The organism is uncultured Dysosmobacter sp. (genome assembly GCF_947631635.1).
Taxonomy (GTDB): domain Bacteria; phylum Bacillota; class Clostridia; order Oscillospirales; family Oscillospiraceae; genus Oscillibacter.
Genome location: NZ_CANRMB010000003.1, coordinates 1 through 23,167, shown reverse-complemented (window position 1 = coordinate 23,167; position 23,167 = coordinate 1). Strand labels below are relative to the sequence as shown.

The following is a 23,167-nucleotide window of genomic DNA, read 5'->3' as shown; positions in this document are numbered from 1 at the left end:
GAACACCAATGTTTATCTATCCTGACAACTTAAAGGCAAAGCCCATGCTGTGGCTCTGGCTGCTGCGGGACATTGCCGTCATCGGCATCGGTGCGCTGCTCTCTGTACTGGCGCTGGCCCAGGGGCTGGGCATGGGGTTGCTGGTGATCAACGTGCTGTACGCCTTTCTCACCATTCAGGTGGAGGGTTCCAGCATCCTGGATTTCCTGCGAAGGGCCGCTTGCTTCCTCTTTCTCTGCCAGCAGTATTACGAGTGGAGGCTGGACCCATGATGAACCGCAAGAAGAAAAAAGAGTTGCGCCAGCGACAGTCCACCCGGCAGCTCATGGGCATTGTGAAGATCACGCCCCACGGCATCCAGACGGAAGCCGGTGAGCGTGTTTTTTACCTGATCCGCCCGGACAACCTCTCTGTCCTCTCGCCGGAGGTGATCCGCAGCCGCATCCGATCCCTGACGGTGCTGCTCAGTACTCAGCCCGCGCTGGAGATCCTTGCCCTTGACTCCCGTGAGTCCTTCCAGCGCAACAAGGAGTATTACCAACGGCGCATTGAGGAAGAAACGGTACCGGAAGTACGGGAACTGCTGGAAAAGGACCTGGCACATCTGGACGCCATCCAGTTCTCCTCCGCCTCCTCCCGTGAATTTGTGCTGGCGATCCCTTTGAATGAGAAAGCGGATGCGAGTGAAGGGGCTCTGCGGCAGCTGGAAAAGTCCATCTGCGACCACGGCATCCAGGTGCGCCTTGCCAATGAGCAGGATGTCAAGCGTCTGCTGGCGATTTACTACCAGCAGGACCTGACCACGGAATTCTTCCCGGACCACGACGGAGAGGAGTATGTGCATGGCTAAGAAAAAAGCAAAGAAGAAAAAGAAAGCACCGGAGCAGGCCGTGCGTCCAAAGGACTTTCTGGACATGATCGCGCCTGCCGCGGCGAAATTCAACACGGACCATTTCATTCTGGGCGGGCGGTATCATGCGGCACTGTCCCTGAAAAGCTACCCGCCTGTCACCGACGAGCTGGCGTTGCTGCGCTGCGTTGGGGATATGGGCGGCGTCAATCTGCGCCTGACGGCGCGGCAGGTCACGCCTGCCGAGGAGGACGCCATCCTCCACGCCGCCGCCAACAAAAGCCGCATGGAGCGAAGCAATACCAACGACGTCAAGCAGAGCGTCACCGCGGAGGCAAATCTTCGGGATATGACGGAGATGATGACCAAACAGCGCCAGGAAAAAGAGCCGCTCATCCACTGCGCGGTCTACATGGACATTACCGCCGCCGATACAGACAAATTGCGAACGGCGCGGGATACCATCTCCGCCCAGCTCATCCGCTCCCGTATGGGCGCCGACCCGCTGACCTTGCGCCAGAGGGATGGCTTCCTCTCCGCCAATCCCGCGGGTGGACAGCAGCTCTCGAACTTTGCCGAGCGGGTGCTTCCCGCCAGGAGCGTTGCAAATCTGTATCCCATGAATTATTCCGGCAAAACAGATCCCAACGGCTTCTTTATCGGACGTGACCGCTTCGGCTCCAACATCATCGTAGACCTGGACCGCCGCGCGCCGGACAAGACCAACGCCAGCGCCCTGATCCTCGGCAACACCGGCCAGGGTAAGAGCTTCCTTCTGAAGCTCCTGCTGTGCAATGTGCGGGAGGCGGGCAAGAGCGTCATCTCTCTGGACTCCGAGCATGAGATGGAAGATGAGTGCAGAGGGCTGGGCGGCTGCTTCCTCGACTACCTCAGTGGGCAGTACCGCATCAACCTTCTGGAACCCCGCTGCTGGGACGATGGCAGCGAGCCGGACGATGCGGACGCGCCGGCAGCGTTTCACGGAACGCTGTTGGCACAGCACATCTCCTTCCTGCGGGATGTTTTCCGCGTCTACAAGGGCTTTGACACACCCCACATCGACACACTGGAGCTGATGATAGAAAAACTCTATCAGAAATGGGGAATTTCCGACAGCACCGATTTTACGCGGATGCGTCCGGAGGATTACCCCATCCTCTCCGACCTGTACGAAGTCATTCACGACGCCTACGAGACCTATGACGCAGCGAACAACCTCTACCCGAAGGAGATGCTGCGGGATCTGCTGCTGGGACTGCACTCCATGTGCAAGGGCGCGGACTCCCGCTTTTTCAACGGGCATACCAACATCGACGCGTCCAAATTCCTCGTCTTCTGTGTCAAGGGATTGGACAACGTGGCGGCGAACCTGCGGGACACGCTGCTGTTCAGCCTGCTGTCCTATATGTCCGACCAGCTCCTGACCGCAGGCAATTCCGTGGCTGCCATCGACGAGCTGTACCTCTGGCTCTCCAACACGACGGTGGTCACCTACATCCGCAACTGCCTCAAGCGTGTGCGGAAGAAGAATTCCGCCCTCATCCTCGCCAGCCAGAATCTGGAGGACTTTGACCAGCCGGGTATCCGGGAACTGACCCGCCCGCTGTTTTCTATTCCCGTCCACCAGTTTCTGTTCAACGGCGGTAATGTGGATAAGAAATTCTTCATGGATAACCTCCAGTTGGAGGAGTCCGAGTATGCTCTCATCCGGGACCCTATGCGTGGATCGTGCCTTTATAAATGCGGCAACGAACGCTACTTATTGCAGGTCCAGGCGCCGGACTACAAGAAGGAACTCTTCGGAACGGCAGGTGGCAGGTGATGGCTGTCCCTGCCGCGGCACTGGCCAAGGCCGCCGCTGCCGCACTCTCAGATGAGGAGACCCGGAAAAGGCTTGGCTGGATCGTCGCGGCGATCCTCTCACCATTGATCCTGACCCTCGCTTTTTTCTGCTCTCTGCTCTCCGGCAGCGTGGATCACAACAACTCCGCCGTGCTGCTCTGCTTCCGCGGTGGGGAGATCCCCGCCAGTACTCCTGCGGAATATGTGGCCTACATCGAAGAAATGCGCGACAGCTTTCAATTGCTGGATGAACTGATCAGCACCGTCAATGAGATGACGGAGGATGGAGAGAGCCTTGACGAGATCCGCGTCAAGGCTGTTTTTTATGCCCTGTACTTCGGCGAGAATGCGCCCAGCCGCCGTGCACACCGGCAGTTCGTGGATTGCTTTGTCACCTATGAGGAGCGTACCCGCACCGTGACTGGCGAGGATGGTACGGATACGGAGGAGAGCTACACCGTGGCAATTCCCATCACGGATATGGCGGAGGTCTATCGGAACATCGAAAGCGCCCTGCGACTGGAGATCACAGAGGAGCAGACAGGCAATGCCGACAGCGTCTACAACCTCGTCCGCTACGGCGTCGCCGCCGGAACGGATGGCTGGATACCCGGCGCGGACGTTCCCTTCATTGGCGCGGACGGCTTCTGCTCCCCCATCGGGGCGGGCTGGGAAAGCCGCGTCACCTCTGAATTCGGCAACCGCATCGACCCGATCACCCACAAGCCGAAGGGACACTCCGGCATGGATCTGGCTGTCCCCACGGGAACGCCAGTCCGAGCGGCGCTGTCGGGGACGGTGACGGTCTCCAAGTACAACGCCGGCGGTTATGGTTACTATGTGATGATTGACCATGGAAACGGGCTCTCCACGCTCTATGGGCACTGTTCCAAACTGCTGGCGCGGGTGGGGCAGACCGTGGAGGCGGGCGACATCATTGCCCTCTCCGGCAACACCGGACGCTCCACCGGTCCGCACCTGCACTTTGAGGTGCGCGTCAACGGTGAACGGACCGACCCGCGATACTACCTGCCAACCAGTTAGATTGTCATGAACAAACAGGAGAAGAACGATCATGAATATTGGAATGAAACAACTCACACCGGAGCGAGAGCGGGAGCTGTGGGACCGGATCGCCGGATTTCTCAGCAGCCGATTTTCGGACGGCGACCTCTATGACATCCTGCATCAGAATCTCGGCATGCGTCATGAGGAGATGGAGGCGCTGGGCTTTCTGCTCCGGGACTACTATGAGGAGGGTGCCTGACATGGCCTATGTGAAAGCACAGATCCCGTCAGAGGTCTATCACCTGACGAAAGAGAAGAATTTGGACAGCATTTTGAGTGACGGCAAGATTCGCCGCTTCAACGACACGGAATGTTGGTTCTGCGAAAACCTCACCAAGATGAGAGCGTACATGGAACAGACCGTACTCTGCGAGGGAAAACCCTACTACGCCGTTGGCGGGCAGCTCTGCCGCTACCCGAAATTCATCCCGGAGGACTATGTCATCCTCAAGCTGACACCCTGCCGCCGTGAGGGAAATTGGTACCGCTGGAATCAGGAGGTGCCACCCGGCAGCCCCAAGGCACTGGTGCGGGCTGCGAAAGAGTTTTCGGCACTGAAGATCGGCTTCCGAGGTGACCTGGCGTTCAAGGACGTGGAAGTCATCGACGTTCCGCGGTTCCTCTGCGGCGAGATCGTCTACCGCCCGGAATACGAGGCCTTCAAAAATGAGGAGTCTTCGGCGCCGGAAATGAAAATGAAACTGTGAAGGAGGAAACAGATCATGCAGAAAAAAGATATCACGCTGACATTCGAGGATGAGAAACTCGACGCGCTGGAGTTCTCGCTGAAGAAAAAGGGCAGCTCTGTACAGCGGCGGATGCAGGAAGCGCTGAAGGATCTCTACGAGCAGGAGGTGGCCGCACCGGTGCGGGAGTACCTGGACAGCAAGGCCGCGCCTGCCGCCAAGCCCAGGCGTCCTGTCAAGCCGCCCAGACCGCAGGCGGCAGGGGCTTCCTCCGCCATTGCGCCGCCTGCCGAAGTAACGGGAAAGGTTGGTGACTGAGATGGCACAGCAGGAAGAGATCGTCCTCTGGATCGACCGGCGCTGGCGAGTGGCCATTGAGAAACAGCTCAAGGGTGAAACGCTGCAGGAGCATCTGGACAATGTGCTGGATGAGCTGTGCAACCGGCTCCCGGACCAGGAGTATACCCGTATCAGCAATGAGATCCAGGAGGAGGCCCGCATCGCGCGGGAGGCGGTGGAAGCAGCCCGCACGTACTCCGCCTATCGGGTGATGGAAAATGGCGAGGCACGATACTTCAAGGTTTCTCCCGGTGAGGAGCTGCTGGCTGCGGCACAGAAGCTACGGCACTACCTCAAGGACTTCGATCATGCTGCCGGTAAATTCATCGGCCTGTTCAGAAATAGGGAGCCGATCTCGCCGGAGGAGTTCCAGCAGATGACCGTGCAGCGCATGGAGAATACCGGCAAGGTGGCAGGTGTCTTTGATATCGACTTCGATAAGCGGGAGTTTTCAGCTGTTCATATCATGGACGGCTGGAAGACATGGGCGATGCACGATGTGTCCGTGGCGGCCTACCATGCCAGTCGAAAAGAATACATGGACACGGAGAAGCGTTGGCAGCGTCTGCTGGATCATCTGGAGGGTAAAGAACTGACCTCGGCAGGTCACCTCTCCGCAAGGGAGTTCACCTTCGGGGATGAGATCATTGAGCATGATGAGAAACTCAATTTTTATGTGCAGGCTGAGTTTGACGTGGACGCTGTCTTCGGAACTCATGTCCTGACAGACGAGAACGACGACTGGCTCAACATCTACGCCAACTATGACACACAGGAGGATCGGGTGTGCGACACGCTGGATGTGATGCTCTGCAAGGGCGACGGGTCCGAGGAGTATTTCAGCTACCTGCTCAACGCCGCGGAGAAGGACGTCCTGCTGCGCAAGATGGAGGAGTACTGTCAAAAGCAGACCGGCATGAGCCTGTGTGATTACAGCAGGCAGCTCCGTGAGGAACAGGAGCAGGAACAGAGCTTCGAGCCGAAGATGAAAATGTGAGCCGCGCGAATCAGCAAGCCGGAAACCTCCGCTGACTCCCAAGGCACAGCGTCCAGGCTGCGCGGTCCTGCGGGACCGCGGCGCCGTCAAACTGCGTCCACCCGCCCCGGCGGGCAGCCGCAGTTCGCCGGCTTTCTATCTGACACTGCGGGTACTGGCGGAGCGGCAGAAACAGAGTCCTCCCCTGGCCCCCGCTGTTTGCCCCCGTGAGCCGCTGTGTGCGATTTTAGGGGGCGGCGGCGGGAAAGTACCCCCTGGCTCCGTTTCCGGCGAACGTGAGGCGCTTGTGCGAAAGTGCGAGCGCCCTGTTCCGGAGGGGAATCGGCGGGTGTTTGCCCGTTCGATTTTAGCACAAGATAAAGAGAGGTGGTCGCACGCGACCACCTCTCAGCCACAAAGCCCCGCAGTGCGGGGCTTTTTCACGGCTTGGACAAGGTACACCTTTTCAGCCGGTTTTCCGGTTTCAGGTACACCTTGACCGCAAAAACGCAGGCGTGACAAGGGGTTGCGCCGTTTCAGAGAGGAGAGCCTCACTTTGAAAGAAAATCATGAAAAACGGAGCGAACGCACCGTGGTATGGCTGGATTCCAGACTCATCCCCCGCATGGATGGCTGGCTGGAAGCGGACAACTGCAAAAACCGCAGCGAGTTCATCAACAAGGCACTGCGGTTCTATATGGGCTATCTCGGCAGCGAGGACAACACGGCGTATCTCTCCCGTGCGCTGCTGACAGCCATCCAGGGGACGATGGACGATAACGCCAACCGTCTCCGCTCCCTCATTTTCAAGTGGTGCGTAGAGCTGAACATGATGAGTCACACCATCGCCGCGCACTTCCGCACAGACGAGATCTACACGCGGGAGCTGCGTGCTTTCGCCGTGGATGAGGTGAAACGCACCAACGGGCAGGTGGACTTCGAGGACGCCGTGCGGCGTCAGCGGCGAATCGAGCCGGATGACCAATGGCAAGGATCGTTCTGATTTCCCCCTACCTCAAGGGTGGACAGAATGCGGCGAAGCTGGCGCAGCGCACCCGTTACTTTGCCACACGCCCCGGCGTAGAGCTGCTGGCCGATGAGCACAGCACACTGCCCGCGACAAAAAAACAGTGCTCATTCATCAACCGGCTGGTGAAGTCGTTCCCAACGAGCAAGGAGCTCATCGAGTATGAGGACTACCTTGCGAACCCCACACAGGGCAACGCCTCGGCCTTCATCCAGCAGACCTGGGAGGACTACGTGGAGGCCCTGGATCAGAAAGAAAATTTTATTGACTACATCTCCCACCGCCCCGGCGTTCAGAAGGACGGCGAGCATGGCCTGTGGGATGCGAACGGAAAGGTGCAAAATCTCTCGCAGGTGGTGCGGGAGGTGGCGGAACACACCGGTAACGTGTGGACGCCGGTGGTAGCGCTGCGCCGTCAGGACGCGGAGCGGCTGGGCTATGACAACGCAAAAAACTGGCGCGCTCTGATCAATGCCTCCATCTGCGAGATCGCTGCGGCGTATAAGATCCAGCCGGATCACCTGCGCTGGTACGCTGCCTTTCATCAAAAGCCCCAGCAGATGCACATCCACATGATCATCTTCTCCACAGATCCCAAGGAGGGCTATCTCACCAAGGATGGCATCCAGCAGGTCAAGTCCGCCTTCACCCGGAGGATCTATCAGGCGGACCGTATGCACGTCTATCAGCAGAAGGATCAGTCGAGAGATACGCTCCAGCGGGAAGCGCGCAGAGCCATGGCGGAATGCATCGTTCAGTTGAAGTGCGGCACGATCCGCGACCCAAAGCTGGAGCAGCTCATCACAGAGCTGGCGGACCGGCTGCAGGAGACCCGCGGCAGGAAGGTCTACGGATACCTGCCACCGCGGTCGAAAGCAATCGTGGACGCCATCGTAGAGGAGTTGGCAAAGGATCAACAGGTGTCCGCCGCCTATGAGGTGTGGCAGAAGCTGTATGAGCAGATCTGCCTGGACTACAACGAGCAGCTCCCGAAACGCCTGCCGCTCTCCCAGCAGAAGGAGTTCAAGACCGTCCGTAACATGGTCATTCAGGAAACGCTCCAATGGATGTCGGAGCGGCAGCGGTATGCCGAGGCCCTGGCTGGGAACCCTGCCGCGCCGGATACACCGGAACGATCCGCACCCACAGAAAGTACGCCCACGGCGTTTCCGAAGCCTGAAAATTCAGGAGCCCCACCTGCGCCTGAAAATGCCGGCGTATCCGCAGACGCTTCCCGGCCGGGCAGTACGGACCTGCCGCCATCCGAAGGAGAGCGACCGTTATATGCACCACCGCAGTTTGATGTTCAGAGCAGAACCACGGGATCGACCTACGATCCCCCAACGGTCAGCGAGGCGGTCGTTCGGATGCTGCACCACATGAGCAGGATCTTTGAGGACAACAGCAGGACGGACCGCATCCATCGTGGGCTGCAGATCGACCGCAAGCGCCGGCAAGAGCTTCAGCGTAAGCGGCTGGCCATGGGTCATAAGGCGGACGATCATGAGGAGCAGAGTCTTAGCAGTCTGTAGTAAAATCAGGTTGACGCAGAAAACGAAAAAAGTTCATCCGGCGTTGACAATCTATTTGTCCAGATGAAAACCGCAGCCAAACTGAAAGATAGTCCTGCTCTTGCTGGCAGACTGTTTTTTCTGGACAATGTGTGGGGAAATGAGTATACTAATCTTATAAGATAAATGGGCCGGTACTGTGTGCCAATGTTTTGTGGAGGTGACCTAGTATGCCAAATAGTATCCCCGATGATAGAATTGTAGTGCAAAATGCAAGACGTGCGGTTGCGGCGGAACTGAGGAAAAAAAAGATTCTGGAACAGCCAATTGCCAAGTATGATCCGAAAACAGGAAAAGTGTTTATGGAACACAGCGATGGCACGAAAGTAGAGGTCGGCGAAACCAGAAGGGGACGGTACAGTGAGAGAAGGAAATAAAAAGCCCGAAGTCGTAGTGTTTGCAGGGCCTAACGGTTCTGGGAAAAGTACAATCACAAATCTTCTCCGACCAGTGAATATGCCCTATATCAATGCTGACGAGATTCAACAGGCACTGGGCTGTGACAACATGAAGGCTGCGAAGATAGCTGAAGAGCGTCGGGAAGCATGCCTCAAAGAACATCGGGATTTTTGCTTTGAAACAGTCCTTTCTACGGATCGAAATCTGAACCTGCTTAAGCGGGCTTCTCAAGACGGCTTTTTTATTCGTTGCTACTATGTCCTAACAGCAGATCCTCAGATAAATGTAGCTCGTGTCGCATCGAGAGTATCTGCCGGTGGCCATGACGTGCCGATAGATAAAATCATCTCTCGTTACGACCGGGCTTTGGATCTGGTTAAAGAATTGGTCCCAGTCTGTGATGTTTGCCATATCTACGATAATTCAATGCATACGCCCTACCGCATCTTCAAAAAGCGAAAGGATCAGTGCTGGTATTGTTCGGAACCTGGCTTGTGGTTGAAGGATGATATCGTTGCACTGACAGGAATCAAATCTGTTGTGCGTGGCGCACTGAATTTGAAAACTTAAATCATTTATAACAACTGCTTGCACCAGCTTCTCTCTATGGGGAGGCTGGTGCTTTTTGAGGTTCGTACCCAATTGGGGACGAACCTCTTTTTGTTTGTGAGGAAAATAAGATGAGCAATTATATTTATTTCACACCGGAGGAAAAGGCCCGTGCTCAAAACACGGATCTCGTGTCATTGCTCCGGGCCAAAGGCGAGCGCCCTATTCGCTCTGGCAGGGAGTACCGCACTCCCAATGATCCCAGCGTCACCGTGCGGGGAAACAAGTGGTATGACCACTCTGAGCGGGTAGGCGGCTATGCCGTCAGCTTCGTCCAGCGCTATTACCGCCTCTCTTACCAGGAGGCGGTTTTGCTTTTGCTGGGCAGAAAAGACGGCAAACGGTATGAGCAGGCACAGTCTGCCCCGACAGAGCCGAAGCCTTTCGCTCTGCCGGACCCTTACGACAATATGCGCCGCGTCTATGCCTACCTCATGCGCCAGCGGCACATTGACCGGGACGTCATTACCGGCTTTGTGCGTGAGAAGCTGCTGTATGAGGACGTCCACCACAACTGCGTTTTCGTTGGCCTGGATGGCTGCGGCGAAGCAAAGCACGTTCACATCCGCAGCACCAACAGCCAGGGCAAGACCTTCCGCATCAACATCGAGGGCAGCGAGAGCATCCACAGCTTCCATAAAAACGGCACGGACAAATCCCTCTATGTATTCGAGGCGCCCATCGACCTGCTCTCCCACATCACCCTCTATCCCTACGGTTGGTTAGAGCACAGTTATGTGGCCTGCTGCGGCACGTCCATCCAGCCGGTGCTGGAGCGGCTGCGGCAGAATCCAAAGCTGGACACGGTGTACCTCTGCCTCGACAACGACGACGCGGGCAACGAAGCCTGTGACCGCATGAGGGACGCACTGGGGGGTATGGGGCTGGACGTGGAGCGGCTCACGCCGCGGCGTAAGGACTGGAACGACGATCTCTGCGCCAAATTTGAAAAGCACAAGGAGGATGCCACATGAACGAGAATACATGGCCCTTTCTTTTGATCTGCGGCGGGCTGCTGGTGTTCCTGCTGGCAGTGTCCTTCTTCTCCCAGCGCTACTCCCTCAACAACATCAAGAGCAAGACTGTGGGCGACGGCCAGCACGGAACGGCACGCTGGGCGACGCCGAAGGAGATCCGCAGTACCTACCACGTCGTTCCCTTCCGTCCCCGCCGCTGGAGGAAGGGGATAGATCTACCCAAGGAACAGGGTGTCATCCTCGGCAGCATGGGCGGCACAAAAAAGAAACGGCCAGGCCAAACGGCGCGGCTTCCGGGCAAAGTGCTGGAAAAGCTGCGCCGTCCTGCTGCCCCAAGGAGGGAACCGAAACAGGAGAAAAAGAAATCCAGGGTGAAGGACTTTATAGAGGAACAGCAGGATATTCGGGCGTTGGTGGACAGCGACGATATCCACTGCCTCATGATCGGCGCGTCAGGTGTCGGCAAGACCGCTTACTTTTTATACCCCAATTTGGAGTATGCCTGCGCCTGCGGTATGAGTTTCCTGGCGCTGGACACCAAGGGCGATCTCGCCCGCAACTACGGCAAGATCGCCTCCCATTACTACAAGTACAGAGTTTCCGTCATCGACCTGCGTAACCCCACCCGGTCAGACGGTTTCAGTTTCCTGACTCTGGTGAATCACTACATGGACAAGGCACGAAAGACCCCCAACGACCTTGCCTCAAAAGCAAAGGCAGAGAAGTACGCCAAGATCCTGGCCAAGACCATCATCAATCCCGAAGGGGACGCTTCCCAGTACGGCGAGAACGCATTCTTCTATGACAGCGCCGAGGGCTTGCTGACAGCCATCGTGCTCCTGCTGGCGGAGTTCATGCCTCCTAAAGAGGACGAACCGGAGAAACGGCACATCGTATCCGCATTTAAACTGGTGCAGGATCTGCTGGCTCCCCCTAAAAACAGCCGCAGCAAAAACGGGTTCCAACCGTTGATGGATCTCTTGCCATCCGAACACAAGGCACGCTGGCTGGCGGGAGCTGCCCTCAACAGCTCGGACCAGTCCATGGCGTCTGTCATGTCCACGGTGCTGTCCCGTCTGAATGCCTTCCTCGACACGGAGCTGGAGCAGGTCATCTGCTACGACAGCCCCATCAACGCCGAGATGTTCGCATCCGAAAAATGCGCCATCTTTCTCATCCTGCCAGAAGAAGATCCGGCGAAGAACTTTATTGCTGGGCTCATGATCCAGAACCTCTCCCGTGAGTTGTTTTCTGTTGCCGACGAAAACGGCGGCAGGCTCAAAAACCGTGTCATCTTCTACTGCGACGAACTGGGGACCATGCCGCCCTTTGATATCCTGCCTCTGTTCAGCGCGGGGCGCTCCCGTGGACTGACGCTGGTGCCGATCATCCAATCGCTGGCGCAGCTGGAAAAGAACTACGGAAAAGAAGGCGCGGAGATCATCTGTGATAACTGCCAGGATACCATCTTCGGTGGTTTCTCTCCCCAAAGCAAGACGGCGGAGGCGCTTTCTTCGGCGTTGGGAAGCAGGACCGTTCTCTCCGGTTCCGTCAGCCAGGGCAAGGACAGCAATAACCAGTCCCTGCAAATGATGGAGCGGCCGCTCATGACGCCGGACGAGCTCAAGTCCATTCCCAAGGGAGAATTTGTGGTGATGAAGACCGGCACACATCCCATGCGGACGAAGCTGCGGCTGTTCATCGACTGGGGCATTACCTTCGATCCGGAGGGCTACCGGATGCCGGAGCAGGCCGCGCGGAAGGTGGCTTACGCCAACAAGGAGGAGCTGATCACCAACATCCGAAGTCGCTATCCCGGCGGTGGAAGCCCCTACAATATGGGAGGAAACACATGAGCCGGTTTAATTTTATCTACGCCGAGGAGGAACTGGGCCACCGGGCGAAAACTGTCTACATCTACCTGCGGGACCGGTCCGACGCCTCTGGTTTCTGCTGGCCGGGGATCAAGACCATTGCCCGTGAGCTGGAACTCTCGCCCCGCACTGTCCAGCGGGCGCTGGGAGACCTGGAACGTGCGGGACTGGTGGAGAAGCGCCAGCGACACCGAAAAAACGGCAGCCTCACCAGCAACCTTTATCGCCTGAAAATGAAAGACGAACAGGAAAAGTCACAGCCTTCCGCCAAGGGAGAACTGTGACTTTTTGCTGGCTATAGGGTGGTGACATGATGTCGCCCCCGGAAGAACCTACTCTATCGGAGGATATCCGACAGAGGAAAAACAAGAATATGGAGGATATCTATATGAGAACTATCGTTAGAAGTACAGCGCTGACACTCGTGGCTCTTGCCCTGGCGCTGGTGTTGCCGAATACCGCATCCGCCGCCTGCGAGGGCTTTGCCGACGTACCGAAGGATGCCGTCTGCTATGAGAGCGTCATGTATCTGGCGGAGCATGGGATCACGAAAGGCACCGAAGCCACCACCTTTTCTCCGGCGCAGCCTGTCACAGTGCGGCAATGGGCAGTCATGCTCTGCCGCGCCTACGGGCTGGAAACAAGCGGCGAAACATGGGCTGAGTTGGGACGGAGCGCCACAGAGCAAGCTTGTCAAAAGGGCTGGCTGAATGTAACCGCACTCTCCACGACAGATACGAGAATGTGCCGTGGTGCGCTTTACGAAAGCGCCCTGGCCGCAGCCGGGGTACCGGTCTATGACAGCGTGCTCTATGAGGGAGGAAGGAATTTATCTGCCTACGACAATTACCTGCGCGTGGGCTGTGAGCTTCAGCTCTGCCCCGTTGACGCCACGGCAAGTGAGATCGTCACTCGCGGTGAGGCGGCACAGCTGCTCCACGCCATCCTGACGCAGAGCTTTGCGGTGGAGGCACCTCCCGCACCGGTGAAGCTGGAGAATCCGACGGGGGTGCATACAAACGACTTCCTGCTGGAGCTGCGCCGCGTACCGGAACCGATCCTTGCGGCGTTCAATGAAGCCGGCTGGACTTACCGCATCGACTTTGACTTCATGGCAGATCTCAGCGACCGCCTTGATATGTCCTGCATCGGCGCTACCAGCTACGGGAAGAAAATCATCTATGTCTCCGACGCCAAGGCTACGATCCATGAGTTTGGACATTTCCTGGACGGAGCACTGGGTTTCCCCGCGGAGCATGAGCGGCTGTATCTTGCCGAGGCACAGGACTCCGGTCTCCGGGACTACGCCAAGACCAACAGCCGGGAATACTTTGCCGATTGCTTCGTCTACTGGATCACATACAGCGGCAACGAAAAGCGCATGGAAATCTTCCGTAACGCCGCACCGCAGACCTACGCCTACATGGAGAAGATATTAGCCGACGATTGGAGTTGTTGAAAAAATAGGCAGGGTGTTTTCTCACCGGCCTTTTGAACTGTCCAATAAATCTTTTGGAGGAAAAATGTCATAGCATAAGTTCATACGCATAAAAAATTTCAAAAGAGTCGGTCTCATCTGACCAAGTAGCCCACCGGCCCTTTACAGGAAACCGGTGGGCTTTTTTTGCTTGCAAGTCTTTCTATTTGATGGATGTCTTTTGACTGGTGGATTTATAGGGAAAGCACCGTTGTATATACTACCATTAGGAAGAAATCTGTCTAATAGGAGGTGTGTGCTTGGACGCAAAGAAGATTGGGAACCGAATCAAACTGATCAGAAAGTCCAGAGGAATGACGCAAGCCGATCTGGCGCAAATGGTTGATTTGACGCCGAAGTACTTGAGCAATCTGGAGTGCGGCTTCAAATTGCCGAAGTTTGAAACATTCATCTCCATCGCAAACGCCTTGAAGGTAGATGCAAATACACTGCTGCGCGATGTTCTGGATGTATCCACCTCAACAGCCAGTTCTGAGATCTCAGAGAAACTGGCGGCATTACCTATGGAAGAGCAAAGGAAAATCATGCGCATTCTCGATGTGATGATCAGCGAAGAGAATGCAAAGCAATCTTAATTCTATATTGGCAGTTGCTCCACGCCGTTGTGCGTGGAGTTTTTTTGCCGTTTCGTGACTGCATTCGACACGGTTTGACAAAACTCCTGTGCTAAAGTATTTCTTATAGAAATACTTTTAAAATGGTAGTATTACAGGAGGATGGCTTATGAAGCGATTGTATGGTTTCTGGCTTGCTTTCCGCATTGAATATCATTGGTGGTACATACTGCGGTACAGAAAGCGTGGCAAAGGGATGATTGAGAGCGGCGTTGCATTGAGTTCTCCAGAACTGATAAAGCTCAGCCAGAAGATCACCGGGCACGGAATGGTGGCCCTACGCCTTCAGGACGAATATGAAGATAAGGTGCTGTCCTGATTATTGGACGACACCTTATTTACAATAGACACATGAAAGTGAGGGAATGTGCCTATGAAAAAGAGAATGACAATTTGGTTGTTAGCCCTCCTGCTCCTCCTGTCAGGATGCGGAGCAGTTGATGCCACCGAACCTGCACTGCCGGACAACTCAGATGAAATTTCTTCTGAAGAGGTATGCTGTCGTGATGAGCCCCCGCTCCTCCAGCTTTGCCACATACTTGCGCACGGTGTTCTCACTCATGCCCACCGCTTTCCCGATGTTTCGGTAGCTGGGCCAGCACTGATGGGTCCTGCGGTCCTCCAGATACTTCAGATAGCAGTAGACCGCCAGCTCTCCATGCGCCAGCCCCAGCAGAAAAATTTCATTGGGGAGTGAGAAAAAGTGTGTGAGTTTCGTCTGCTTGTTCCAGCCCTGGAAACGCAATATTCACCCGATCCCTTTCCCGGCAGAGCATTCACTCCGCCGCAGCTGTTGTGGATACTTCTCCTTGCCGCCGGCCATACGGCAAACTCGTGATTGACTTTTTCCTCTTTGCGATATAGACTAATTAAAATGAAATTATCTTAATTAGACTATGCTCAGCATAACAGGTTTTGTACCCACTGTCAAGTCTGATAAAAGATTGTATCTAACGATTGGTCTATTGGGGTGACGCACCATGCCGGACTATGTATTCAAAACGTATCTTGCTGACGGCAGGGAATATTTCCTCTATGGTGAGACGGGAGATAGCCGAACACAACTAACAAAACAAGACTTCCCCTTTCCGGAAAGTCTGCTACGGTTATTATACCTGGACATCTGGGGCTATGACGGACAGATTAAGCGGTTTGACAAACTGCTTATGGAGCTGTACCGTACCAGGGAGGAGAAATGTGCCCAGCAGCTTCTTCCGCTGTTGGACGAGCTGGCGGAGAGCCACATCTATTTCCAGCTGCTCCGCCTGGACTGGCGGGCGCGGCTCCGGGAAGCCCGGAGCCGAAATTACCAGGACATCCTTGACCTGCTGCCCCATAAGGAGATCACCCACATCCCCAGCAACATCCACGCCATACAGAATCAGGTGCTCAGTTTGATCCAGAAGGCGCTGGACATAGACGGACGCAAGGGCTCTCTGGAGCAGAAGCTGGCTGACTACTACGCCCGGGAGGAGCGGGAACCGCTGAAGGTGTTCCACTTCCACCCCCAGCTTGTGGACTTTGAGCGGGTAGAGGGCCATGGCTTTGCGGAAGTTTTGCACCCCAGGAGCATCTACGACCTCATCGACTTCAATGTGCGGGAATGCATGAAACGGGAGATCAAAATGCGGATGTGCAAGAACTGCGGACACTGGTTTGCCCTCACCGGTCGGCCAAACGCGGAATACTGCGAGGTGACCCGGGACAGCAAGGGCCGCACCTGCAAGGAGATCGGCGCTATCGCCCTATGGAACAAAAACAAGAGCGGGGACGAGGTCTTCAAGGCCTACCGCAGGGAGTATAAAAAGCGCTTTGCCTGGATCAAGGCGAAGCGGATCGACCCGGCGGTGTTCTACGAGTGGAGCGCCAAAGCCCGGGAGAAGAAGGATGCATGTGAGCGGGGCGAGCTGCCCCTGGAGGAGTTCCAGGTGTGGCTGAAGTTGTCATGAAAAAATAGAGTCAGCGCCGACCAATACACAGGGCTGACTCTATTGATTCTATGCGGCGCAGATTCCGTATTTTTTATTCTGCTATCTGAGGACAGATGAACTTTGCGTGGTGTTCCTTTGCAGAAGGGGCTTCAGTAGTCCACACATTTTCTTGGATGGGATATCCATTTCGTTCAGAATCACCACGCCTGCCTGCTGGCAACAAAGCGTGATCTGTTGGCCGTTTTCGACCTTCTTGCCTTTGTCCCGTTTGTCATCTGCTTCAAAGTCGGCCAGATTGCTTGCGGTGCAACCCTAAATTTCTGACCCGCATTGTGGTCCGCGTCTATACAAATTCCAGATCACTCGCTTCACCTTGGCGGACAAAGCTCGCTCCTTTCACTGAGCCTCTGTTTCCAAATGAGACCCGCTGCGTGGGGGCAGCGTTTGGGCAAAAGACCACTGGACAGGAAGTTTGTGCTTTCTGTCCGGCGCTTTTTTCTGATTTTATAGGACCTGCTCCATGAAGTTCCCAATAGTGGCCGCGACCTCATCCTGTTTCTGCCGTGTGGCGTGAGTGCAGGCTCGCGGGGAGGACCCGGCGTTGCAGTGGCCCAGCATGGAGGGCACGGTTTTCATGTCCACCCCCTTCTGGAGGGTGGCGGTGGCATGTCCGAGGCTGCCCTGGGCCGTTTTGATGCCATCCCCAGAACGGACCACGGCCACGGTGTAATCGTGCCGGAGACCATGGAAGCAGAGGTGCCCCAGCTCTCTGCGCTCCGCGGGGTTTTTGTGCGCGCTCATCGCTGGGGCTGGGTGGTACAGCTCCCCGGTGAGGGGTGAGGGGAAAAGGCGGGGACCATTCCGCCATCGTGCGGGGCGGATAGGCCTTCCTCACCAAACTGCGAAATGACTTGACACCTCTATATCTGTAAGCTACAATCGACGTATGATATCCAAAGGTCGCAGAAATGGATAGAACAATACAGAGAAATGGATGATGCTTTATGGCGGAGATGGTGGGAGTACCGCTTTATCAACAAATCAAAGAGGATATCAAAGCGGCCATTCAAAGCGGAAAGTACCAGCCCAAGCAGCAGATCCCTCCAGAGCCAGCCCTGAGCGAGGAGTACTCCGTCAGCCGGGTCACGGTGCGCAGAGCGGTGGAGGAGCTGTGCAGCGAGGGGTACCTGACCAAGATGCAGGGGCGCGGCACCTTCGTCAATGCCCCCCGCATCCATCGGAAGCTTACCGCATCCGCCCGGCTGGAGAGTTTCACCCGATGCTGTGCCGCCAACGGGATGACAGCAGGGGCCAAGGTGCTGGACCGCAAGATCGTGCCCGCCCGGACCGACGAGCACGAGTTTTTGCAGATCCCGGAGAACGAGCTACTGCTCTACATCCAGCGCCTGCGCACGGCGGACGGGCTGCCGGTCTTTCTGGAGAACGTGTTCCTGCCCTACCAGCCGTACCGGGAGCTGATGACCGCGCCGCTGGAGGATGTGTCCATCTTCGAGACCATCGCCCGGGTCTCCGGCCGCCGGGTCGCCGACGCCGCCCGGAGCACCGTGGAGGTCACCCGCGCCAGCGTGGAGCAGGCCCAGCGGATGGGCATTGCGGTGGGGGAGCCCCTGTTCTACGTGAACGGCTATTTCGTGGATCAGGACGGAGCGCCGCTGTGCATCGGGCGGCAGTATTACATTGGCAGCCGGTATATGTTCGAGTTCTGACCGGCAAAACAGCGGAACGGCGCCGGGCCGCCCTGTGGGGCGGCCCGGCGGTTTTTTATCTCCGGCGGGTGGTGGCTTTCCATAAAAACAGCGGGCTGAAATTGTACAATCGGACGGAATCCTGTCCCTTTTGCGGAACCCCCCTTGACAGGGGAGGCAAAAGGGGTATGATTCAATATAACGTTATAATATGAATATAATGATTAAAATGACTTGGTCGAGGTCCGGCGCACAGCCGGGAGGAAAGGCGGGGAGCGAAATGTATCGAGGGGTCATATTCGACCTGGACGGAGTGCTGGCGGACACGGAGGGCTTCTATAACCGCCGGCGGGAGGAGTACCTGGCTGTCATCGGCTTTCACTGGCCGGGGAGCACCGATTTCACCGGCCTGAACGAGACGGCCATGTGGGAGACCATCGTGCCGGAGGACGGGGAGCTGCGGCAGGAGCTGCTCATGGGCTACCGGGCCTACCGCCGGTTCCACCCCACCCCCTTCCGGGAGCTGGCCAACCCCCAGATGGTGCCGCTGTTCCGGACCCTGAAAGCCCGGGGGCTGAAGCTCGGCGTGGCCTCCTCCTCCGACGAGGAGATCATCGACCAGCTGCTGGAGACCATGGAGGTGGAGGACCTGGTGGATTTCCGGATCAGCGGCCGGGCGTGCAGGGCCTACAAGCCGGACCCGGAGATCTACCTGCGGGCGCTGGAGGCGCTGGGCCTGTCCGCCGGCGAGGCGATGGCGGTGGAGGATTCCCCCGCGGGCATCCTGTCTGCCAGGCGGGCGGGCCTCACGGTGCTGGCCCTGCGGCCCCAGGGGGGAGCGCCCCTGGACCAGTCCCAGGCGGACCGGGTCATCGACCAGCTCAGCGACGTTCTGACCCTGCTCTGAGCCCCCGGGGAGCGGGAGAATTTGTGGGAAGCGAAGAGAAGCGGGGGAAAAACAGCGGAGAATTTGTCAATTTTTCAAAATTTCTATTGACAGCGGAAAGAAACTGAGTCTATAATAACATATAACGATATATGACGTTACACAATAAAACAAAAGGAGGAAACAACAATGGAAAAGAAAGCCAAGATCCTGGCAGGCCTTATGGCAACCCTGCTGCTGACGAGCTGCTCCGGCAACGGCGACCCGGCGGAGACCGGCAGCTCGGGCGGCGACGGCGCGGAGGAGAAGAAGCTGGTGGTCTACACCTCCGAGTCCGAGACCCGTCTGGACCAGGTCATCCCCTACTTTGAGGAGGAGACCGGCATCGAGGTGGAGCTGATCACCGGCGGCCTGGGCGAGCTGACCAAGCGCCTGGAGACCGAGGCCGACGATCCCAACGCCGACATCATGATGGGCTCCGGCGTCATGAATGCCCTGAATAACGCCGCCCTGTTTGAGGAGTATGTCTCCCCAAACAACGAGTACGTGAGCGACGCCTACAAGAGCAACGGCGTGGCCAACCCCTACGTGGTGGGCTGCAGCGTCCTGCTGGTGAACACCGACCTGATCGGCGATATCGAGGTCAACGGCTACATGGACCTGCTCAACCCTGAGCTGAAGGGCAAGATCGCCACCGCCGACGCCGCCTCCTCCAGCTCCGCCATGGAGCACGTGGAGAATATCCTGGCCGACTTCGCCCCCGAGGGCCAGGCCGAGAGCGAAGAGGGCTGGCAGTACATCCAGGACCTGCTCTACAACATCGACGGTTGCGTCCTCTCCTCCAGCAGCGCCGTCCACAAGGGCGTGGCTGAGGGCGAGTACGCCATCGGCCTGACCTACGAGTCCCCCTCCGCCACCTACATCCACGACGGTGCCACCAACCTGGAGATCGTGTACATGGAAGAGGGCGTCCAGAGCGGTCCCGCCTGTGTGATGCTGGTGAAGAATGCCAAGCACACTGAGAACGCCAAGCAGTTCATCGACTTCTGCCTGAGCGCCGAGGTTCAGCAGCGCTTGGTCTCCGAGGCCGCCTCCCGCCCCGTCCGCGACGACGTGGAGCTGAGCGAGGGCATGAAGCCCACCAGCGAGATCAAGCTCATCGAGCTGGATGAGGAGTACATCACCGCGCACCTGGACGAGTGGAAAGAAAGATGGACTGACTGTGTAGCCAATGTGCAGTAACAGACAGCACCGCAGGAGGTTTGGCCATGAGTAACCCGATTACATTCCAAAACACGGTGAAAAAGTACGGGGAGAACACGGTGATTTCCAACCTGTCTCTCCAGGTGAAGAGCGGGGAGTTTTTCACCCTGCTGGGGCCGTCCGGGTGCGGTAAAACCACCCTGCTCCGAATGGTGGCGGGATTTAACTCCATCGAAGGCGGAGAGATCCGCTTCGGCGACAGGGTGATTAATGCCATTCCTCCGGAGAAACGGAACATCGGCATGGTGTTCCAGAACTATGCGATCTTTCCCCACATGACTGTGGAGGGCAACGTGGCCTTCGGATTGAAAAACCGCAAGGTGCCGAAGGAAGAGATCTCCCGCCGCGTGGATGAGATCCTGAAGAAGGTACACATCGACAATCTGCGGGACCGCCTGCCCCAGAACATGTCGGGCGGCCAGCAGCAGCGCGTGGCGCTGGCGCGGGCTATCGTGATCGAGCCCGACGTTCTGCTGATGGACGAGCCCTTGTCCAACCTGGATGCCAAGCTCCGGGTGGAGATGCGGGACGCCATCCGCGAGATCCAGCACACGGTGGGAATCACCACCATCTACGTGACCCACGATCAGGAGGAGGCCCTGGCTATCAGCGACCGAATCGGCGTGATGTACAAGGGTGTGCTCCAGCACGTGGGCACGCCGCGGGACATCTACCTCCGCCCCGCCAACCAGTTCGTGGCGGGATTCATCGGAAAGAGCAATTTCCTCCCGGTGACCGGTAGCGAGGAGGGCGGTAAGAAGCTCCTGCGCTTTGGCGAGTACACCATGGAAATGCAGAACATCGTGGACGATGCTCCCTTCAACGGCAAGTTCATCGCGGCGGTGCGGCCGGAGGAGTTTGAGATTCACGCTTCCGCGCCCGGGATCAAGGGCGTGGTCCATGACTGCGTGTTTCTGGGGCTGACCATGCACTATTTCATTGAGCTGGCCGACGGCATGCAGGTGGAGACCATTGCCCCCGCCGAGATCGAGAACGAGATCAAAAAAGGGTCCACCGTCTATTTGACCGTGAAGCCGAACCGCATCAACGTTTACACCGATGACGGGGAGCGCAACATGGTATGTGGAGTAAAGAACGATGCGTACCAATAAGTTACACAAGGATATCTGGACGGCAGCCACGCTGATCTGTCTGGCGCTGTTTCTCTTCTTCCTGGTCTATCCCGTTTTCCAGATCTTCCGGCAGAGCGTCATCGACAACGACGGGGCGTTCACCTTCGAGTATTTCCTTAAGTTTTTCAGCAAGCCCTACTACCTCAACGCACTGTTCAACAGCCTGAAAGTCTCTCTGTGCGCCACGGTGCTGGCCGTCATCCTGGGCACCGCCCTGGCCTACCTGATGCACTCGGTGAAGATTTACGGGAAGGGGATCGTGGAGATTCTCATCATCATCACCATGCTCTCCCCGCCCTTCATCGGCGCGTACAGCTGGATTCTGCTGCTGGGCAGAAGCGGCGCCATCACCACCTTCATTCGAGATGTGTTCGGCATCCAGATGCCGGCGATCTACGGCTTCCCCGGCATGCTGATGGTCTTTACCACCCAGATGTATTCCCTGGTGTTCCTCTACGTCTCCGGCGCGCTGAAGAACCTGGACCGCTCCATGCTGGAGGCCTCCGAGTGCTTTGGGTGCACCGGCCTGCGCCGGGTGCTCAAGGTGGTGGTCCCCCTCATCGGGCCCACCATGCTGTCCGCCGGACTGCTGGTCTTTATGAGAAGCATGGCGGATTTCGGTACGCCCCAGCTCATCGGCGAGGGCTACCGGACCATGCCTTACCTCATTTACAATGAGTTCATCAGCGAGGTGGGGGGCAACAGCGGCTTTGCCGCCGCCCTCAGCGTGCTGATGGTCCTGCTGACCACCATCCTGTTCTTGGGCCAGAAAATGGCCGCCCGGAAGTTCTCCTACAGCATAAGCGCCGTCAACCCCATTGAGCCCCAGCCCCTGCGGGGCTGGAAGGCCGTCCTGGCCCATGTGGTGGTCTATGTCCCCGTCTTTATCGGGCTGTTGCCTCAGCTCACGGTGACCTATACCGCCTTCCAGAACACCAACGGCGTCCGCTTTGTGGAGGGCTACTCCCTCAACAGCTTTGCCGAAGCCCTGGACAAGCTGGGCTCCAGTGTGCGGAACACCTTGGTCTTCAGCCTGATCGCCGTGCTAATTATCGTGGTGCTGGGCACCCTCATCGCCTACCTGTCGGTGCGGCGGCGCAACGCGGCGGTGTCCGTGCTGGACTCGCTGACTATGATGCCCTACATCATTCCCGGCTCTGTCATGGGTATTGCCCTGCTGCTGGGGTTCTCCTCGAAGCCCATCAAGCTCATGGGTACGGCGGCTATCATTATCTTGGCCTATGTGTTGCGCCGGATGCCCTACACCATCCGCTCCGCCTCGGCCATCTTGATGAACATCCACCCCAGTGTGGAGGAGGCCTCCATGAGCCTGGGAGCCTCCAAGCTGAAGACCTTTGTGAGGATCACCGCGCCCATGATGCGCAGTGGTGTGATCTCCGGGGCCATCCTCAGCTGGATGACCATCATCAGTGAGCTGTCCGCCTCCGTGCTGCTCTATGTCACCAAGACCCAGACAATGACCATCTCCATCTATACGGAGGTCATCCGGGGCAACTACGGCACCGCCGCCGCCATGTCCGTGATGCTGATGGCGGTCACCATCCTGGTGCTGATGCTCTTCTTCAAGGTCTCCGGCAAGCGAGAGATGAGCCTATAGCCCGGATGGGAAAGCCAAATCAAAACAAACGCAAACGGGAAGGAGTGCGAATTGCGCTCCTTCCCGTGTTTTTGTAAGCGAAAACCACCGGCTGTGCCGGTGGTTCCAAAAAGCTTTAACTATGCACGAAAAAATATCCTCCTTTGGTAAAATGGTGGAGGTCTGCCAACCACCCCAAAAACCAAAGGAGGAATCAAGTCCAGATGAAACTTGATGTATCGAGTGGTGCCGTCAAGAGTTATGCGCAAAATAGTTTGCAGACTCTGGCTGAATGAAGTCAGCCGGCAATAGAGACGTCTT

The 23,167-nt window shown here is 57.1% G+C and carries 26 protein-coding genes; 24 read left to right on the top strand and 2 right to left on the bottom strand.

Annotation, left to right across the window (positions count from 1 at the left end):
- Positions 1-8 precede the first annotated feature (8 nt).
- From Q0Z71_RS02730 to Q0Z71_RS02645, 18 genes are all read left to right on the top strand, one after another.
- Positions 9-272 carry a hypothetical protein gene (locus Q0Z71_RS02730; protein WP_298017890.1) on the top strand — a complete coding sequence of 88 codons (264 nt, stop codon included), beginning with the start codon at positions 9-11 and terminating at the stop codon, positions 270-272.
- Complete coding sequence (locus Q0Z71_RS02725; protein ID WP_298017888.1) at positions 269-850, top strand: hypothetical protein; 582 nt, start codon at positions 269-271, stop codon at positions 848-850. The genes Q0Z71_RS02730 and Q0Z71_RS02725 overlap by 4 nt, the downstream gene beginning before the upstream one ends.
- Positions 843-2,672 (top strand): VirB4 family type IV secretion system protein, encoded by a 1,830-nt coding sequence (locus tag Q0Z71_RS02720; RefSeq protein WP_298017885.1) that lies wholly within the window; start codon positions 843-845, stop codon positions 2,670-2,672. Before Q0Z71_RS02725 ends, Q0Z71_RS02720 begins: the two co-directional genes overlap by 8 nt.
- Positions 2,672-3,736 (top strand): M23 family metallopeptidase, encoded by a 1,065-nt coding sequence (locus Q0Z71_RS02715; protein ID WP_298017883.1) that lies wholly within the window; start codon positions 2,672-2,674, stop codon positions 3,734-3,736. Before Q0Z71_RS02720 ends, Q0Z71_RS02715 begins: the two co-directional genes overlap by 1 nt.
- A gap of 31 nt (positions 3,737-3,767) precedes the next feature.
- A complete protein-coding gene (locus Q0Z71_RS02710) occupies positions 3,768-3,959 on the top strand; it encodes a hypothetical protein (RefSeq protein ID WP_298017881.1) in 192 nt (63 codons plus the stop codon).
- Between the two features lies 1 nt (position 3,960).
- The gene (locus Q0Z71_RS02705; RefSeq protein ID WP_298017878.1) at positions 3,961-4,467 is read left to right on the top strand and encodes a hypothetical protein; all 507 of its coding nucleotides are present in this window, start codon (positions 3,961-3,963) and stop codon (positions 4,465-4,467) included.
- A 15-nt stretch (positions 4,468-4,482) separates the two neighbouring features.
- Positions 4,483-4,764 (top strand): DUF6103 family protein, encoded by a 282-nt coding sequence (locus Q0Z71_RS02700; RefSeq protein ID WP_298017875.1) that lies wholly within the window; start codon positions 4,483-4,485, stop codon positions 4,762-4,764.
- A 1-nt stretch (position 4,765) separates the two neighbouring features.
- Positions 4,766-5,782 carry a hypothetical protein gene (locus Q0Z71_RS02695; RefSeq protein ID WP_298017873.1) on the top strand — a complete coding sequence of 339 codons (1,017 nt, stop codon included), beginning with the start codon at positions 4,766-4,768 and terminating at the stop codon, positions 5,780-5,782.
- Between the two features lie 535 nt (positions 5,783-6,317).
- The gene (locus tag Q0Z71_RS02690) at positions 6,318-6,764 is read left to right on the top strand and encodes a hypothetical protein (RefSeq protein ID WP_298017871.1); all 447 of its coding nucleotides are present in this window, start codon (positions 6,318-6,320) and stop codon (positions 6,762-6,764) included.
- Positions 6,746-8,320, top strand: a complete 1,575-nt coding sequence (mobP3, locus tag Q0Z71_RS02685; RefSeq protein ID WP_298017869.1) for a MobP3 family relaxase — start codon at positions 6,746-6,748, stop codon at positions 8,318-8,320. Before Q0Z71_RS02690 ends, mobP3 begins: the two co-directional genes overlap by 19 nt.
- 209 nt (positions 8,321-8,529) lie before the next feature.
- On the top strand, positions 8,530-8,736 hold the full coding sequence (locus tag Q0Z71_RS02680; RefSeq protein WP_298017866.1) for a hypothetical protein: 207 nt from the start codon (positions 8,530-8,532) through the stop codon (positions 8,734-8,736).
- Positions 8,720-9,328 carry a zeta toxin family protein gene (locus Q0Z71_RS02675; RefSeq protein ID WP_298017864.1) on the top strand — a complete coding sequence of 203 codons (609 nt, stop codon included), beginning with the start codon at positions 8,720-8,722 and terminating at the stop codon, positions 9,326-9,328. Before Q0Z71_RS02680 ends, Q0Z71_RS02675 begins: the two co-directional genes overlap by 17 nt.
- 110 nt (positions 9,329-9,438) lie before the next feature.
- Positions 9,439-10,341: a DUF3991 domain-containing protein gene (locus Q0Z71_RS02670; protein ID WP_298017862.1), complete on the top strand. Its 903-nt coding sequence runs from the start codon at positions 9,439-9,441 to the stop codon at positions 10,339-10,341.
- On the top strand, positions 10,338-12,200 hold the full coding sequence (locus Q0Z71_RS02665; protein WP_298017859.1) for a type IV secretory system conjugative DNA transfer family protein: 1,863 nt from the start codon (positions 10,338-10,340) through the stop codon (positions 12,198-12,200). The genes Q0Z71_RS02670 and Q0Z71_RS02665 overlap by 4 nt, the downstream gene beginning before the upstream one ends.
- Positions 12,197-12,502: a helix-turn-helix domain-containing protein gene (locus tag Q0Z71_RS02660; protein ID WP_298017856.1), complete on the top strand. Its 306-nt coding sequence runs from the start codon at positions 12,197-12,199 to the stop codon at positions 12,500-12,502. Before Q0Z71_RS02665 ends, Q0Z71_RS02660 begins: the two co-directional genes overlap by 4 nt.
- A gap of 104 nt (positions 12,503-12,606) precedes the next feature.
- Positions 12,607-13,677, top strand: a complete 1,071-nt coding sequence (locus tag Q0Z71_RS02655; protein WP_298017853.1) for an anthrax toxin lethal factor-related metalloendopeptidase — start codon at positions 12,607-12,609, stop codon at positions 13,675-13,677.
- 278 nt (positions 13,678-13,955) lie between these two features.
- Complete coding sequence (locus Q0Z71_RS02650; RefSeq protein ID WP_298017850.1) at positions 13,956-14,291, top strand: helix-turn-helix domain-containing protein; 336 nt, start codon at positions 13,956-13,958, stop codon at positions 14,289-14,291.
- A 148-nt stretch (positions 14,292-14,439) separates the two neighbouring features.
- Entirely contained in the window at positions 14,440-14,649 is a 210-nt protein-coding gene (locus Q0Z71_RS02645) for a hypothetical protein (protein ID WP_298017848.1), read from the top strand.
- Positions 14,650-14,799: 150 nt separating this feature from the next.
- Here Q0Z71_RS02645 and Q0Z71_RS02640 read toward each other — a convergent pair whose 3' ends face one another.
- Positions 14,800-15,075, bottom strand: coding sequence for a helix-turn-helix domain-containing protein (locus Q0Z71_RS02640; protein WP_363316669.1), 276 nt, complete (start codon positions 15,073-15,075; stop codon positions 14,800-14,802).
- Positions 15,076-15,310: 235 nt separating this feature from the next.
- Here Q0Z71_RS02640 and Q0Z71_RS02635 point away from each other — a divergent pair, with 235 nt between their 5' ends.
- Entirely contained in the window at positions 15,311-16,279 is a 969-nt protein-coding gene (locus Q0Z71_RS02635; RefSeq protein WP_298017845.1) for a DUF6076 domain-containing protein, read from the top strand.
- A gap of 486 nt (positions 16,280-16,765) precedes the next feature.
- Here Q0Z71_RS02635 and Q0Z71_RS02630 read toward each other — a convergent pair whose 3' ends face one another.
- A complete protein-coding gene (locus Q0Z71_RS02630; protein ID WP_298017843.1) occupies positions 16,766-17,062 on the bottom strand; it encodes a hypothetical protein in 297 nt (98 codons plus the stop codon).
- A 203-nt stretch (positions 17,063-17,265) separates the two neighbouring features.
- On the opposite strand from Q0Z71_RS02630, the gene Q0Z71_RS02625 reads away from it, so the two are divergent.
- From Q0Z71_RS02625 to Q0Z71_RS02605, 5 genes are all read left to right on the top strand, one after another.
- The gene (locus Q0Z71_RS02625) at positions 17,266-17,988 is read left to right on the top strand and encodes a GntR family transcriptional regulator (protein ID WP_298017841.1); all 723 of its coding nucleotides are present in this window, start codon (positions 17,266-17,268) and stop codon (positions 17,986-17,988) included.
- Positions 17,989-18,247: 259 nt separating this feature from the next.
- On the top strand, positions 18,248-18,874 hold the full coding sequence (locus Q0Z71_RS02620; protein ID WP_298017837.1) for an HAD family phosphatase: 627 nt from the start codon (positions 18,248-18,250) through the stop codon (positions 18,872-18,874).
- A gap of 168 nt (positions 18,875-19,042) precedes the next feature.
- Positions 19,043-20,095: an extracellular solute-binding protein gene (locus Q0Z71_RS02615; protein WP_298017834.1), complete on the top strand. Its 1,053-nt coding sequence runs from the start codon at positions 19,043-19,045 to the stop codon at positions 20,093-20,095.
- A 26-nt stretch (positions 20,096-20,121) separates the two neighbouring features.
- Positions 20,122-21,228, top strand: a complete 1,107-nt coding sequence (locus tag Q0Z71_RS02610; RefSeq protein ID WP_298017831.1) for an ABC transporter ATP-binding protein — start codon at positions 20,122-20,124, stop codon at positions 21,226-21,228.
- Complete coding sequence (locus Q0Z71_RS02605) at positions 21,215-22,867, top strand: iron ABC transporter permease (protein ID WP_298017828.1); 1,653 nt, start codon at positions 21,215-21,217, stop codon at positions 22,865-22,867. The genes Q0Z71_RS02610 and Q0Z71_RS02605 overlap by 14 nt, the downstream gene beginning before the upstream one ends.
- Positions 22,868-23,167: the final 300 nt, after the last annotated feature.